Annotated in this window: 14 protein-coding genes; all 14 read right to left on the bottom strand. The window is 52.0% G+C overall.

Annotation, left to right across the window (positions count from 1 at the left end):
• Nucleotides 1–3 precede the first annotated feature (3 nt).
• The 14 genes from atpA to IXC47_RS09160 all read right to left on the bottom strand — a co-directional run bounded on the left by atpA (nucleotide 4) and on the right by IXC47_RS09160 (nucleotide 13,730).
• Complete coding sequence (gene atpA, locus IXC47_RS09225) at nucleotides 4–1,539, bottom strand: F0F1 ATP synthase subunit alpha (protein ID WP_195875417.1); 1,536 nt, start codon at nucleotides 1,537–1,539, stop codon at nucleotides 4–6.
• Nucleotides 1,540–1,590: 51 nt separating this feature from the next.
• Nucleotides 1,591–2,124: a F0F1 ATP synthase subunit delta gene (locus IXC47_RS09220; protein WP_195875416.1), complete on the bottom strand. Its 534-nt coding sequence runs from the start codon at nucleotides 2,122–2,124 to the stop codon at nucleotides 1,591–1,593.
• Between the two features lie 2 nt (nucleotides 2,125–2,126).
• Nucleotides 2,127–2,597 (bottom strand): F0F1 ATP synthase subunit B, encoded by a 471-nt coding sequence (locus tag IXC47_RS09215; RefSeq protein ID WP_175624460.1) that lies wholly within the window; start codon nucleotides 2,595–2,597, stop codon nucleotides 2,127–2,129.
• Between the two features lie 68 nt (nucleotides 2,598–2,665).
• Complete coding sequence (gene atpE / locus IXC47_RS09210; RefSeq protein WP_011872763.1) at nucleotides 2,666–2,911, bottom strand: F0F1 ATP synthase subunit C; 246 nt, start codon at nucleotides 2,909–2,911, stop codon at nucleotides 2,666–2,668.
• 74 nt (nucleotides 2,912–2,985) lie between these two features.
• Nucleotides 2,986–3,807 (bottom strand): F0F1 ATP synthase subunit A, encoded by an 822-nt coding sequence (gene atpB, locus IXC47_RS09205; RefSeq protein ID WP_195875415.1) that lies wholly within the window; start codon nucleotides 3,805–3,807, stop codon nucleotides 2,986–2,988.
• A 1-nt stretch (nucleotide 3,808) separates the two neighbouring features.
• Nucleotides 3,809–4,147 (bottom strand): ATP synthase subunit I, encoded by a 339-nt coding sequence (locus tag IXC47_RS09200; RefSeq protein ID WP_012081469.1) that lies wholly within the window; start codon nucleotides 4,145–4,147, stop codon nucleotides 3,809–3,811.
• 348 nt (nucleotides 4,148–4,495) lie between these two features.
• The gene (locus IXC47_RS09195; RefSeq protein ID WP_195875414.1) at nucleotides 4,496–5,395 is read right to left on the bottom strand and encodes a ParB/RepB/Spo0J family partition protein; all 900 of its coding nucleotides are present in this window, start codon (nucleotides 5,393–5,395) and stop codon (nucleotides 4,496–4,498) included.
• A 67-nt stretch (nucleotides 5,396–5,462) separates the two neighbouring features.
• Entirely contained in the window at nucleotides 5,463–6,233 is a 771-nt protein-coding gene (locus tag IXC47_RS09190; protein WP_195875413.1) for a ParA family protein, read from the bottom strand.
• A 74-nt stretch (nucleotides 6,234–6,307) separates the two neighbouring features.
• On the bottom strand, nucleotides 6,308–6,856 hold the full coding sequence (locus IXC47_RS09185) for a lipocalin family protein (protein WP_195875412.1): 549 nt from the start codon (nucleotides 6,854–6,856) through the stop codon (nucleotides 6,308–6,310).
• Nucleotides 6,853–7,515: a 16S rRNA (guanine(527)-N(7))-methyltransferase RsmG gene (gene rsmG, locus IXC47_RS09180; RefSeq protein WP_195875411.1), complete on the bottom strand. Its 663-nt coding sequence runs from the start codon at nucleotides 7,513–7,515 to the stop codon at nucleotides 6,853–6,855. The genes IXC47_RS09185 and rsmG overlap by 4 nt, the downstream gene beginning before the upstream one ends.
• The gene (gene mnmG, locus IXC47_RS09175) at nucleotides 7,512–9,449 is read right to left on the bottom strand and encodes a tRNA uridine-5-carboxymethylaminomethyl(34) synthesis enzyme MnmG (protein ID WP_195875410.1); all 1,938 of its coding nucleotides are present in this window, start codon (nucleotides 9,447–9,449) and stop codon (nucleotides 7,512–7,514) included. Before mnmG ends, rsmG begins: the two co-directional genes overlap by 4 nt.
• Nucleotides 9,450–9,613: 164 nt before the next feature.
• Nucleotides 9,614–10,375 (bottom strand): sulfite exporter TauE/SafE family protein, encoded by a 762-nt coding sequence (locus IXC47_RS09170; protein ID WP_195875409.1) that lies wholly within the window; start codon nucleotides 10,373–10,375, stop codon nucleotides 9,614–9,616.
• Nucleotides 10,376–10,432: 57 nt separating this feature from the next.
• On the bottom strand, nucleotides 10,433–12,046 hold the full coding sequence (locus IXC47_RS09165) for a GMC family oxidoreductase (protein ID WP_195875408.1): 1,614 nt from the start codon (nucleotides 12,044–12,046) through the stop codon (nucleotides 10,433–10,435).
• Nucleotides 12,047–12,212: 166 nt separating this feature from the next.
• Entirely contained in the window at nucleotides 12,213–13,730 is a 1,518-nt protein-coding gene (locus IXC47_RS09160) for a CoA-acylating methylmalonate-semialdehyde dehydrogenase (protein ID WP_195875407.1), read from the bottom strand.
• Nucleotides 13,731–14,006: the final 276 nt, after the last annotated feature.

Below are 14,006 nucleotides of genomic sequence, written 5' to 3'. Positions count from 1 at the left end.
GAATCAGAACGATTTTTTGAAATCAGCAATCGCAGCAGCCAAAGCAGCTTCGTCGTCTTTCTCGAGCTTTTTGGTGTCTTCGATTTTTTGCAGCAATGCTGCGTGGCTGGACTTCATGAAACCGTGCAGACCCGATTCAAACGCCAATACACGTTTAACTTCGAGGTCATCGAAGTAGCCTTTGTTGACCGCGAACAGCGAAACCGCCATCAACGAGATCGACAATGGAGCGTACTGAGCTTGTTTCAACAATTCTGTAACGCGTGCACCGCGGTCCAGTTGTTTACGTGTCGAAGCATCGAGGTCGGAAGCAAACTGTGCAAACGCTGCCAATTCACGGTATTGCGCCAAGTCGGTACGGATACCGCCGGACAAGCCCTTGATGACTTTAGTTTGAGCTGCACCACCAACGCGGGAGACCGAGATACCAGCGTTAATCGCTGGACGTACGCCCGAGTTGAACAACGATGTTTCCAGGAAGATCTGACCGTCAGTAATCGAAATTACGTTGGTTGGAACGAATGCGGAAACGTCGCCTGCTTGTGTTTCGATGATAGGCAATGCTGTCAACGAACCGGTTTTACCTTTAACTTCACCTTTGGTGAACGCTTCAACGTAGTCAGCGTTAACACGTGCTGCACGTTCCAGCAAACGGCTGTGGAGATAGAACACGTCGCCAGGGAACGCTTCGCGGCCTGGTGGACGGCGCAACAGCAGGGAAACCTGACGGTACGCAACAGCTTGTTTCGACAAATCGTCATACACGATCAGCGCATCTTCACCGCGGTCGCGGAAGTATTCGCCCATTGCGCAGCCGGAGTATGCCGATACGAATTGCATTGCAGAGGATTCAGATGCGGTTGCAGCAACCACGATCGTGTATTCCATTGCGCCGTGCTGTTCGAGCGAACGCACGATGTTTTTGATCGAAGAAGCTTTTTGACCGATCGCAACATAGATACATGTTACGTTCTGACCTTTTTGATTGATGATGGCATCGATCGCAACAGCTGTTTTACCAGTTTGACGATCGCCAATGATCAATTCACGTTGGCCGCGGCCGATAGGCACCATCGCGTCAATAGCCTTGATACCGGTTTGCATCGGTTGATCAACGGATTGACGTGCGATAACGCCTGGAGCGATTTTTTCGATAGGGGTGGTCAGCTTGGTAGTGATCGGACCTTTACCGTCGATCGGTTGACCCAAAGCGTTGACCACACGGCCACGCAGTTCAGGACCAATCGGTACTTCCAGAATGCGACCGGTACATTTAACTGTATCGCCTTCGGAAATGTGTTCGTATTCACCCAAGATAACGGCACCGACGGAGTCACGCTCCAAGTTCAGCGCGAGGCCGAACGTGTTGCCTGGGAACTCCAGCATCTCGCCTTGCATAACGTCGGACAGACCGTGGATGCGGCAGATACCGTCGGACACGGAAATGACCGTGCCTTGATTGCGAATCTCAGCGCTGTCGCTAAGCCCTTGAATCCGGCTCTTGATCAGTTCGCTGATTTCAGACGGGTTGAGTTGCATATAAACTCCTAAAATTTTTCTCTGTAGCTTAGGCTAGGGGCCCGGCGACGATTACGCAGTCAACGCAACTTGCATCTGTTGCAGTTTCGCGCGCACCGAGGTGTCGAGCACTTCATCACCGACAACGACGCGCACACCACCGATCAATGCGCCATCAACGGCGACTGTCGGGTTGAGCTTGCGGCCGAATTTCTTTTCCAGCGTTGCGACCAATTCGGTCAACTGCGCGGACGACAGTTCAAACGCGCTGACGATTTCTGCGTCAGCTGCGCCTTCTTGCGCATTTTTCAATGCGTGGAACTGAGTCGCGATTTCCGGCAACAGCGTCAAGCGGTCGTTTTGCACCAGCATGTTGATGAAGTTTTTCGCTTCAGCGCCAACCGGCGATTTGAGCGCCGAAATGAATGCACTAGCGATCAGTTCATCCGTTGCCTTTGGGTTGTGCGCCAATGCATAGACATCGGGATTCGCAGCAACCTGGGACATTTCGGAGACCAGATCAGACCAGCCGTTCAGATCGGCAGCTTTCGCCACACGGAACAGAGCTTCGGCGTAAGGACGGGCAATCGTTGCGAGTTCGGCCATGATTACAGCTCGGCTTTCAGTTGGTTCAACAGATCGGCGTGAACAGCAGCATTGACTTCGCGCTTCAGGATTTGCTCAGCGCCCTTAACTGCCAGGGTAGCGACCTGGTCACGCAATGCTTCACGTACCTGGGTTGCTTGCTGATCTGCATCTGCTTTAGCTGCGGCCAGGATGCGTGCGGCTTCTTCAGCTGCAGTTTTCTTGGCTTCTTCAATAATGCTCAGTCCGCGCTTCTCAGCATCGCTGATACGCTTTTGACCTGCTTCTTGCGCGGAAGCGAGTTCTGCCTGGGCGCGCTTTTCAGCGACAGCCAAATCAGACTTGCCACGTTCGGCTGCTGCCAAACCATCCGCGATCTTCTTGGCGCGCTCATCGAGCGCATTCATCAGTGGCGGCCACACGAATTTCATCGTGAAGCCTGCCAGGATGAAGAAGACCACGAACTGCGCAATCAAAGTTGCATTTAAGTTCATGGTAATTCCTTCTCTAAGTATCGTGTGCCGAAAATATCTTCAGCGTGAGAACCGGTAAAACTACCGAATTACTTAGCGATGAACGGGTTTGCGAATGCGAACAACATAGCGATACCAACACCAATCAGGAACGCAGCATCGATCAGACCAGCCAACAGGAACATTTTGGTTTGCAATGTGTTCATCAATTCTGGTTGACGAGCAGATGCCTCAAGGTATTTGCCACCCATGATAGCGATACCGATACAAGCGCCGATCGCGCCCAGACCAATAATCAAACCACAAGCCAGTGCAACAAATGAGAGGTCAGTCATAACAATTCCTTCAAAGTTAAAGTTAAATCAAAAAGTTAAATCAAAAAACCAAAAAGCTTATTTCTTCAATTCAGTTAATGCGCTTCATGAGCCTGGCCGATGTACACCAGTGTCAGCATCATGAAAATGAACGCCTGCAAGAAGACGATCAGGATGTGGAAGATTGCCCACAAACTACCTGCTACCACATGACCCAAGAAACCGAACGCGGTAGCGGTCGAACCCAGCAATGCAATCAACAGGAATAACAGTTCGCCGGCGTACATATTGCCGAACAACCGCATCGCCAGGGAGACGGTTTTTGCTGCGAATTCAATGATGTTCAACAAGAGGTTGAACGGCGCGAGCCAGATACCAAACGGTGCGGCGAAGAGTTCGTGGATGAAGCCACCGAAGCCTTTGATTTTGAAGCTGTAGTAGATCATCAAAGCGAAGACGCCGAGTGCGATACCCATGGTGCCGTTCAGGTCAGCAGTAGGAACTGCGCGATGATGTGTGATCAGACCGTCGAGACCGACAGCGTGGAAGAATGCGGAGAACATGTCGACTGGCAGGAAATCCAGCGAGTTCATCAGCGCGACCCAGACAAATACGGTCAGTGCCAATGGAGCGATGAAAGTACGGTCGCCGTGAACGATTGATTTGGCCTGGTTGTCGACCATTTCAACGATCATTTCAACTGCAGCCTGGAAACGACCTGGTACGCCGGAAGTTGCTTTGCGAGCTGCCAGGTACATAAATAAACAACCAAGTACACCTGCAAGTACGGACCAGAAAACCGTGTCCATATTGATGATCGAAAAATCGACAATCTTGTCTTGGTGCTTGGTAGAAAAATGTCCGAGATGGTGGACGATATACTCGGAAGCCGTCGGTGCTGCGTGATCAGTCGCCATGTTAATGCCTAAATAATAAGATTATGTAACTCTTCAGTGCCACGACGAACGCGGCGACTAGCGCCAGCAAATTCAAATCGCGGTACAACCAGACAACCGCACCCAACAAAGCGATCGTCAATGCAATCTTGATAAATTCTCCGATGAAAAAAGTCATCGGATTAACGGATTCGGATTTTTGCGCAGCGGAAAATAGACGTAGCGCAAACAAACCATTCGGCACCACGCAACACAACCCTCCCAACAACGCCGAGTACAGCGCAGGCATTCCGGCAATCAAACCGGCAATAATGCTGGCTATTACCGTTGTCGCGAGTTGCAGGAGGACGACGGGCAGCATACTGGTCCAAATGATGCAGTCCTTTGGCGACCCTCACGATCGAGCTACTCGGACTGGAGTGAATACAAACTAAGTCGTGCGTTCCATGAAGCCACGGGATTATAAGGGCTTTCCTTCGCCACCGTCAAACGTTTGCTATGTGAAAAACACGTAGCTCCGTTGCAAATCAAGCCTTGTGGATGGAATTGTTTGAGTTCCGTCAGCCTTCTATCTATACGGCAACAGAAATTAGATGTTTAACAAACATTTAACGCGATGTTGCAACGGAACAACGTATACGCAGGCCGATGGAAACACAGATTAGGCCACCGTTTTGCTGGCAATGGACAGCAAAACGGTCATGCGGGATCAGGCAGTAACGCGCAACTTGGCAATAATGCCGTCCAACGCATCCAGGTCAGCAAAATCGACGGTTAATTGACCTTTGTTTTTTGCACCCAGCTTGATCTCAACCTTGCTGGCGAGCAAATCTGACAACTCTTCTTCCAGGCGCGTGATGTCACGGGATTTTTCCTTGCCGTTGCTGCGCGGTTTGTTGGCGCCGTTCTGTTCCAGCGTCGAGCGCACCACCAGTTTTTCCGCCTCGCGGACCGACATGCGCTTGGCAACCACCTGATTGGCGAGTGTAATCTGCGACGCGGCATCTACTGCCAACAAGGCGCGTGCGTGACCCATATCGATATCACCTGCCATCAACATGGTTTGCACCGGCTTGGCCAAGTTCAGCAAACGCAACAGGTTGGATACCGCACTACGCGACCGGCCAACCGAATTAGCCGCCTGTTCGTGTGTGAAATTGAAATCGGCGATCAGGCGATGTATGCCTTGCGCTTCTTCAAGTGGATTCAAATCTTCGCGCTGGATGTTTTCAATCAGCGCCATCGCGGCCGTCGCTTCGTCGTCAACTTCCTTGACCAGGACAGGCACTTCCGTCAGGCCGGCCAGTTGCGCAGCGCGGAAGCGGCGTTCACCGGCGATGATTTCATAACGTTGACGACCATTACCCGAAGCAATCGGACGCACCAGGATCGCCTGCAACAAACCCTGCGCCTTGATCGATGCCGCCAGTTCATTCAGCGCACCCTCATCCATGCGGGTACGTGGCTGGTACTTACCGGCCTGCATATCGGTGACTTGCAAGACCGAAGGCGCGCCAGGCAGCGCCGCAATCGCTTCATTAAAATCGGAAGCACCGCCCAGCAATGCCTCGAGACCGCGACCCAAACCTTTTTGTTTTTTGGTGACCATAATTCCTGACTCACATTCTTTGATTGTTTGCGGATAGTCGTCAGTTGCGCCCTCACCCGCATCCTATTTAAATCGTTTTAATCCGCTCAACCATTTCCGCACCGAAGGCCAGGTAGGCTTGCGCACCCTTGGAAGACGGATCGAAGTTAATCCCCGGCATGCCATACGATGGCGCTTCTGCCAGACGCACGTTGCGCGGGATGATGGTCTTGAATACCTTGTCGCCGAAATGCTGTTCCAGTTGCGACGATACTTGCTGCGATAAAGTCATGCGCGGATCAAACATCACACGCAGCAGACCGATGATTTTCAAATCGGTGTTGAGCTTCGCATGTACTTTCTTGATAGTGTTGACCAGGTCAGACAAACCTTCGAGTGCATAGTATTCACACTGCATTGGAATGATGACGCCATGTGCTGCGCACAAACCATTAAGTGTCAGCATCGACAAAGCCGGCGGGCAATCGATCAGCATGAAGTCGTATTCAGCATCAACTACGCCCAGCGCATCCTTCAGGCGCTTTTCGCGATTGTCGAGCTCGACCATTTCCACTTCCGCACCTGCGAGTTCGCGATTGGCTGGCAATACATCGAACTTGCCGGTTTCAGATCTCACGCGCGCGGTCGCAACATCTGCCATACCGAGCAATACTTCGTAGATAGACGATTGCAACTCTGCCTTGTTGATCCCTGCACCCATCGTGGCATTACCTTGCGGATCAAGATCCACCAGCAATACGCGCTGATTCAATTGCGCCAACCCTGCTGCCAGATTCACTGCTGTGGTGGTCTTACCGACCCCGCCCTTTTGATTCGCAACGCAAAATATTTTTGCCATATTCTCGTTCTAGTTAGTGGTCAAACATTCCTGGATCAATCAAGTACTTTATTCAAGTACTGCTGCAATCTACTTTACTTGCCTGCACTGTCCTGCCGGGTTTTAACCAGCTTGGATGTATCAAATCCTTGTGCTGTTACGCGATTCACCAATGCTTCATATGCAGCTTCCGGCACCGTCGGTGTCCGTGACAGTACCCACAGGTAATCACGGCTGGGGCCACCCACCGCTGCCAGCGTATAGTCCGCATCCAGATCGATGATCCAGTAGTCAGCCCAGACATACGGAATCCAGCTCAGCCAGTCAGGAGCAAAGCGCACCTTCAGTTTGGCATTAGTGCCGGTATCATCCACACGTGCACGTCCGACAGCTTCATCTATCTTGCCGCCAGCCTGCAGGCAACGATTGGTGACATCGATATCACCGTCTGTGCGCTTGTCGTATTGCGCGCTTACATTCGCGATGCAGTCATCCTGAAAGCGATTCGGAAAGCGTGCGATCTCGTACCACTTGCCGGTGTAGCGCGCCAGGTCAACACTGACGACGGTACTCACCTGCTGCGCCCATGATGGTGCTGTCAGGCATGTAGCCAATAATGCGGTAGTGATCAGCAGCTTTTTCATGACCCTGTCCTTTTGATAAAAACCAAATGACGTTCCGCCTGCAAAGTCGGTACTTGCAAGGCACGCACTTCGCTGACTTGCCAGCCTGACGGCAAACCCGCGACTTCACCATCCGGTGCAACGCCTTTAAGTGCGATGTACTGTCCGCCATCTGCCAACAGATGTTCCGACCAATTGACGAAATCGGATAAGTCAGCAAACGCACGTGAAGTGATCACATCAAATTTCTGCGGTGCCTGCCATTGTTCCACGCGTGCCGTGTGCACGCTGACATTACTTAGGTTGAGCTCTGCTTTTACTTGCGTGAGGAAGGCGGTTTTTTTATGCACGGTATCTATCATCGAGATACGCATATCAGGCTGTGCTTCCGCCGCCCATATTGCCAACACGATGCCAGGCAAACCACCGCCCGCACCGACATCCAGAACATTCTTCGCACCAGTGAAAGCAGAGACCGCCGCCAATGAGTCCAGCAAATGCTGGGTCACCATTTGCACCGGATCACGCACCGCGGTCAGGTTGTAGACCGAATTCCATTTCGCCATCAAGGCCAGGTAATCGATCAGCTTGGTGATTTGCGCTTCACTCAGGTTCAGCGATAAATCGCGCGCGCCCTGGATCAGCAATACGGTTAATGCGGGACGATCAAATGCCTTCATGCAGCAGCTTCAGAAGTAGGTGGTAATGCAGCGAATTCCTTGAAACCGCCTTTTTTCAGATGGACCAAAAGCAGGGAAATCGCAGCCGGTGTCACACCGGAGATACGCGAAGCCTGACCCAAGGTTTCCGGTTTGTGCTTGCACAGCTTCTGGCGCACCTCAAAGGACAGGCCTTTGACTTCCATGTAATCGAACTCTTGCGGCAGCTTCAGATTCTCGTAGTAATCATGACGCTCGACCTCTTTAGCCTGGCGATCGATGTAACCGGAATACTTCAGCTGGATCTCGACCTGCTCACGTACAGCATCTTCGCTCACGCCGGGACCTGCTAAGTCCTGCCCTTCCACGCCCTTCAGGCTCATCAGGGTTTCATAGCTAACATTTGGACGACGGAGCAGGTCAGCGAGCGCATACTCACGCTCTATCCCTTTACCCAACACACGTTCAGCTTCAGCAGCAGCCAAAACGCGGGGGTTGACCCAGGTCGAACGCAGGCGCTCCAACTCCCGTGCCACCGCTTCGCGCTTGGTTTCAAACACCGCCCATTGCGCATCGCCAACGCAGCCAAGCTTGCGGCCGATCTCGGTCAGGCGCATATCGGCATTGTCTTCGCGCAAGCTGAGGCGATACTCAGCACGGCTGGTAAACATACGGTAAGGCTCCAGTACACCCTTGGTAATCAGATCATCGACCAGTACGCCAAGGTAAGCTTCGTCGCGACGTGGTGTCCAGGCATCACGCTCCTGCGTTTGCAGGGCGGCATTGATACCCGCCAACATACCTTGTGCCGCAGCCTCTTCGTAGCCGGTAGTACCATTGATTTGTCCGGCAAAGAACAAGCCCTGGATCACTTTGGTTTCCAGCGTCGATTTCAGTCCGCGCGGATCAAAGTAGTCATACTCAATTGCATACCCCGGGCGCAGGATGTGCGCATGCTCAAGGCCGCGCATCGATTGCACCAGTGCCAGCTGGATATCAAACGGCAAGCTGGTCGATATGCCGTTTGGATAGAATTCATTGGTCGTCAGGCCTTCCGGTTCGAGGAAGATCTGATGCGACTCCTTGCCGGCGAAGCGATGTATCTTGTCTTCGATAGATGGACAGTAACGTGGCCCCACCCCTTCGATCACGCCGGTGTACATAGGACTACGATCCAGTCCGCTACGGATCAGGTCATGGGTTTTTTCATTGGTATGCGTAATCCAGCAAGGCATTTGCTTGGGATGCATGGCAACCGAACCCATCGCCGAAAATACCGGGATAGGATCCAGATCGCCCGGTTGTTCCAGCATCACGGAGAAGTCGATAGATCGGCCATCGATCCGTGGTGGGGTACCGGTTTTCAAGCGACCTTGCGGCAGCTTCAATTCCTTCAGACGTGCAGATAGGGAGATCGCTGGCGGATCACCGGCACGGCCAGCGGCATAATTATTCAGGCCTACGTGTATCTTGCCGTCGAGGAAGGTGCCGGCAGTCAGTACCACTGCCCTGGCTTCGAACTTGATGCCGACCTGGGTTACCGCACCAACCACGCGATCACCTTCCACCAGCAAATCATCGACCGCTTGCTGGAACAGCCACAGGTTAGGCTGGTTTTCCAGGCGTGAACGTATCGCCTGCTTGTACAGGATCCGGTCGGCTTGCGCACGGGTAGCGCGGACAGCTGGCCCTTTGGACGAATTCAGGATGCGAAACTGGATACCCGCTTCATCAGTAGCAATTGCCATCGCACCACCCATCGCATCGACTTCCTTGACCAGATGGCCTTTGCCGATACCACCGATGGATGGATTGCAGGACATTTGCCCCAGGGTTTCTATGTTGTGCGTGAGCAAAAGCGTTGTTTGCCCCATGCGTGCAGAAGCCAGTGCGGCCTCCGTTCCGGCATGGCCGCCGCCAACTACGATGACATCAAATTTGGTAGGAAAGATCATGGTGCGCCTCGATGAGACCTTATGTAAGACCTTAGGTATTACATTAAGCAGAGGCGAGATTATAAAGTCTTTTTGCTTTAATTTCCCCGCAAGCCGAATTTAGCAGCAAATTAAGCCACGTTTTGTTTCACGTGAAACATAAATTTGCCCTGGTGCACACTGCCCTAACGAAGGAAGGCATCGTAAATACTTTTCAAAATCAGCGCGGAAACCACGATCAGGAATATCTTGCGTACGAAACCACTGCCATGTCGTATCGCCAGACGTATCCCCAACAAGGATCCCAGCACATTACATATCGCCATCACTGCTGCCAGCTTCCACAATAATTCCGAGCTATAACCAAACCAGAGGATGGCGGCAATATTGCAGGCGACATTGACCACCTTGGCCACCGCCGATGCACCCAGGAAGTCAAAGCCAAAGAAACGGACAAACAGGAAAACCAGGAAGCTACCCGTACCTGGGCCGAAGAATCCATCATAAAAGCCAATCCCGGCACCCACCAGGATAGCGATCCCCTTCTCTTTTCCACCTATATGCATAGGGGCATGGACGCTGCCGAAATCTTTCTTTCTATAGGTATAGATGGCAACTGCAACCAGGATGAAAGGCAGCAATTTACGCATGAACTCAGAAGGAATCTGCGTCACAGTAAAAGCACCGATGAAAGCAAAGGCAAAAGCAGCCATCGCGGCAGGTGCTGCCGTACTCCATTGCAGCTTCACTTTACGGGCAAATCCGACCGCCGCAGCACTGGTACCGCAGACACTGGCCAGCTTATTGGTACCCAACAAGGTACCCATGGAAGCATTGGGAAAAGCAGAAAATAAGGCTGGAATCTGGATCAAGCCACCACCACCGACGACCGCATCTATCATTCCGGCTACAAATGCGGCCGCAGCCAGAAACACATAATCAGTCATGCTTGATCCAAAGATTCATAAACTGTCGACCGAGTGGCGACAGCACCCACCATATATTTATGCGCCAGTTTTCCCTGTAGCGCGCATCAATTGCGCAGCTTTTTCCGCAATCATGATGGTAGTCGCACTGGTATCGCCGGCAATAATCACCGGCATGATGGAAGCATCCGCAACCCGCAATCCGGCCACTCCCCTCACCTTTAACTCACTATCCACCACTGCCCGATGATCACCAGTAGCTCCCATTTTGCAGCTGCCAACAGGGTTGCTGCCAGCAATGGCAAGCTGATGTAAGTCTGTTTCCTGATGGGATATCGGCTTGATTTCCTGCGGTGCATAAGGTTGCAAGGCTGGCGCAGCCACAATTTTACGCGTCAATTGAATGGCTGCAGCAGCTATATTGCGGTCTTCGTCTGTACTCAGGTAATTCATCCTTATCGCCGGAGCAGCAGAGATATCTGCACCCAGTATCCTCACCTGGCCGCGGGAAGTTGGCTTCAGGTTGCTGACATTGGCAGTAAAGGCAGGGAAAGCATCTGTCTCCGGCCCGACTTCTGCCTGCGACCAGGGCTGGACCTGATAGGACAAGTTTGGTCTGGCTTGCCCTGGATCTGAACGCACCATGGCACCCAGGGGTGAAGGTACTGTTGATACCAGGCCATTTTTCTTGAAGATATATTCGAGCCCCATCGCCGCCATACCCAGATAACCCCGACCCGAAGTATTCAATGATTTGGCGCCCGAGATTTTGTAGCGCATGCGTAAAGGCATATGATCCTGCACATTTTCACCGACGCCTGGCAAATCCTGCAGAACCCGGATTCCATGTTCCTGCAGCAAGTCCGCCGGACCTATACCCGAACGTTGCAATATTTGCGGACTACCGAATGTACCCGCGGTCAGGATTGTTTCACGTGAAACATCAGCGGTCCACTCCTTGCCACCACCAACAAACTCCACTCCGGTACATACCTTACCCTGATCGGTTTCTTCTATGATCAGGCGACGCACTTGTGATCCGGTCATGATTTCCAGATTGCCGCGCCGGGTGATTGTCCGGAGGAATGCTTTTGCTGTATTCCAGCGCAAACCATTCTTTTGATTGACGTCGAAATAGGCGCATCCTTCGCCACGATGGAAATCATCTATCTTTGGTATCCCGTTCTGGGCGGCTGCCTCGCGGAAAGCATCGAGTATCTTCCAGTGGGTCTTTTGCTTTTCGATATGCCAATCGCCCCCTACTCCATGCCAATTATCTGCCCCCTGTTCGTAATCTTCCGTAGCGCGGAATAGCGGCAATACCTGTTCCCAGCGCCAGCTCATATCACCGGTCAGGTCGGCCCAGTTATCGTAGTCTTGCGACTGCCCGCGCTGGTAAATCATGGAGTTAATACAGGAAGAACCGCCGAGGATTTTCCCCGTGGAATAAAGCAGGCTACGTCCGTTCAGGCCTGCTTCCGGCTGTGTGCGGTAACACCAGTCGGTGCGCGGGTTGCCTATCATCTGGCGAAAACCAACGGGTATGTGTACCCAGATATAGTCGTCCTTCGCCCCTGCTTCTATCAGTAATACCGACACGCCCTTATCCTGTGTCAGTCGGTTGGCCAATACGCAGCCGGCCGTGCCAGCTCCTACGATGATGTAATCGTACTTCCCTGCGGATTCTGCCATGGTCTCTATCGGTAAGGTTGATGTTGCGTTGGACTAACACCATCATCACCGACTGCACTTACAGTCGTCTGACAATGGATGATTCAGCTTGCTTAATTATTATTCATCATCAAACTCATCGTCCTACTGTCTCCTGGGGTGACACTTACTCATCAAGACTTCATTTTTATTTAGTGGTGGGCATCGCGAACTCTGCTCCCTTGACTATCGATTCTGGCCAGCGCTGCATGATGGATTTATAGCGGGTATAAAACTTCAGGCCTTCTTCGCCATAAGCATGGGTATCGCCAAACATCGATCGCTTCCAGCCACCGAATGAGTGCCAGGCCATAGGTACCGGAATAGGTACATTGATACCGACCATACCCACTTCGACCCGCCGGGAAAATTCACGTGCAGTATTCCCATCTGAGGTGAATAGCGACACACCATTGCCAAACTCATGCCGATTAATCAAATCCAGAGCAGCCGCAAAGTTAGGTACACGCACCACACAAAGTACCGGGCCAAATATCTCTTCTTGATAAATTGTCATCTCCGGTGTGACGTGATCAAACAGACAACCTCCCAGGAAGAATCCCTGTTCATGTCCAGCCACTTTCAAACCGCGACCATCTACCAGTAATTTGGCACCCGCTTTTACGCCTGCATCGATATAGCCTTCTATCTTCGCCTTATGCGCCGCACTGACAACTGGCCCCATTTCGGCATCGGCTTCCATGCCATTCTTTACCTTCAGGGATTTAACGCGAGGGATTAATGCAGCCACCAGTTTGTCCGCCACATCGCCGACTGTCACGGCAACCGAGATCGCCATACAGCGCTCGCCTGCCGAACCATAAGCCGCACCTATCAAAGCATCGACCGCTTGTTCGAGGTTGGCATCTGGCATTACGACCAAATGATTTTTAGCGCCGCCCAAGGCTTGTACACGCAGTGGATAACTACCACCTTTACGAGCAGCTCCGGACGCGTAGATATATTCGGCGATAGGTGTAGAACCAACAAAAGACACTGCCTTCACATCCGGGTGTTGCAACAAGCCATCTACCGCCAGCTTATCGCCCTGCAAGACGTTAAAAACGCCGTCAGGCAGGCCCGCTTGCTGTAGCAGCTCCGCTACCATCAATGAAGGTGAAGGATCGCGCTCAGACGGTTTAAGGATGAATGTATTACCTGTCGCCAGGGCAACCGGCGCCATCCACATCGGCACCATGAAAGGAAAGTTAAACGGTGTAATACCAGCAGTTACACCCAGAGGCTGGCGCAGATTCCAGTTATCTATGCCGCCACCGATATTGTCAGTGAACTGGGTTTTCAATAACTGCGGTACGCCACAGGCAAACTCGACAACTTCCAGACCACGCGTCACCTCACCCTTTGCGTCTGAAAACACCTTGCCATGTTCACGAGTGATAGCAGCAGCCAGGTCATCATGGTGCTTCTCGATCAAATCCTTGAACTTGAACAGTATGCGTGCACGTTTCAGCGGCGCGGTATCAGCCCATGCAGGTGCCGCTGCTTTTGCTGCTGCCACGACTGACTGCACGTCAGCATCACTAGCCAAAATCACTTGTGCACTGACTTTGCCAGTAGCCGGGTTGAAGACATCCTGTTGTCTGCCACCCTCGGTATCAACCAAGCGACCATGGATGTAATGCTTAATTTTGGCAGTCGTCGTCATCTGCTTTCCTCGAGAAGGTTTTATGAGCCTGCTTGTAATCTGTTCAAGATTAACATGGCAATAAGGGAAAAATGCTGTGCATAAAGCTCTGAAGAAACGGTGGATAGCTTGTGGATAATCCTGTGGAAAAAGAGGACGGCGTTTTTATCCCCGAACTATCCTAAGCGAGTACACCGTTTATGCAGGCTTTATCCAGATTCCAAGTCTTTGATTTTTATAAGGCTTTAGTGCTTATCCACAGAAAAGCACCTGTGTTAACTATTACTACTAAACATA

Source organism: Herminiimonas contaminans (genome assembly GCF_015645465.1).
GTDB classification, from domain to species: domain Bacteria; phylum Pseudomonadota; class Gammaproteobacteria; order Burkholderiales; family Burkholderiaceae_D; genus Oxalicibacterium; species Oxalicibacterium contaminans.
The sequence above is the reverse complement of the archived record's forward strand: the minus strand, read 5'-3'. Positions and strand labels throughout refer to the sequence as shown.

What these genes read in the sequence shown, in the direction of transcription:
- IXC47_RS09215 (WP_175624460.1), bottom strand. Translation starts at nt 2,597, where the DNA reads ATGAACTTAAATGCAACTTTGATTGCGCAGTTCGTGGTCTTCTTCATC.
- atpB (WP_195875415.1), bottom strand. Translation starts at nt 3,807, where the DNA reads ATGGCGACTGATCACGCAGCACCGACGGCTTCCGAGTATATCGTCCAC.
- IXC47_RS09220 (WP_195875416.1), bottom strand. Translation starts at nt 2,124, where the DNA reads ATGGCCGAACTCGCAACGATTGCCCGTCCTTACGCCGAAGCTCTGTTC.
- IXC47_RS09165 (WP_195875408.1), bottom strand. Translation starts at nt 12,046, where the DNA reads ATGGCAGAATCCGCAGGGAAGTACGATTACATCATCGTAGGAGCTGGC.
- IXC47_RS09190 (WP_195875413.1), bottom strand. Translation starts at nt 6,233, where the DNA reads ATGGCAAAAATATTTTGCGTTGCGAATCAAAAGGGCGGGGTCGGTAAG.
- IXC47_RS09195 (WP_195875414.1), bottom strand. Translation starts at nt 5,395, where the DNA reads ATGGTCACCAAAAAACAAAAAGGTTTGGGTCGCGGTCTCGAGGCATTG.
- rsmG (WP_195875411.1), bottom strand. Translation starts at nt 7,515, where the DNA reads ATGAAGGCATTTGATCGTCCCGCATTAACCGTATTGCTGATCCAGGGC.
- IXC47_RS09200 (WP_012081469.1), bottom strand. Translation starts at nt 4,147, where the DNA reads ATGCTGCCCGTCGTCCTCCTGCAACTCGCGACAACGGTAATAGCCAGC.
- IXC47_RS09160 (WP_195875407.1), bottom strand. Translation starts at nt 13,730, where the DNA reads ATGACGACGACTGCCAAAATTAAGCATTACATCCATGGTCGCTTGGTT.
- IXC47_RS09170 (WP_195875409.1), bottom strand. Translation starts at nt 10,375, where the DNA reads ATGACTGATTATGTGTTTCTGGCTGCGGCCGCATTTGTAGCCGGAATG.
- IXC47_RS09185 (WP_195875412.1), bottom strand. Translation starts at nt 6,856, where the DNA reads ATGAAAAAGCTGCTGATCACTACCGCATTATTGGCTACATGCCTGACA.
- atpE (WP_011872763.1), bottom strand. Translation starts at nt 2,911, where the DNA reads ATGACTGACCTCTCATTTGTTGCACTGGCTTGTGGTTTGATTATTGGT.
- mnmG (WP_195875410.1), bottom strand. Translation starts at nt 9,449, where the DNA reads ATGATCTTTCCTACCAAATTTGATGTCATCGTAGTTGGCGGCGGCCAT.
- atpA (WP_195875417.1), bottom strand. Translation starts at nt 1,539, where the DNA reads ATGCAACTCAACCCGTCTGAAATCAGCGAACTGATCAAGAGCCGGATT.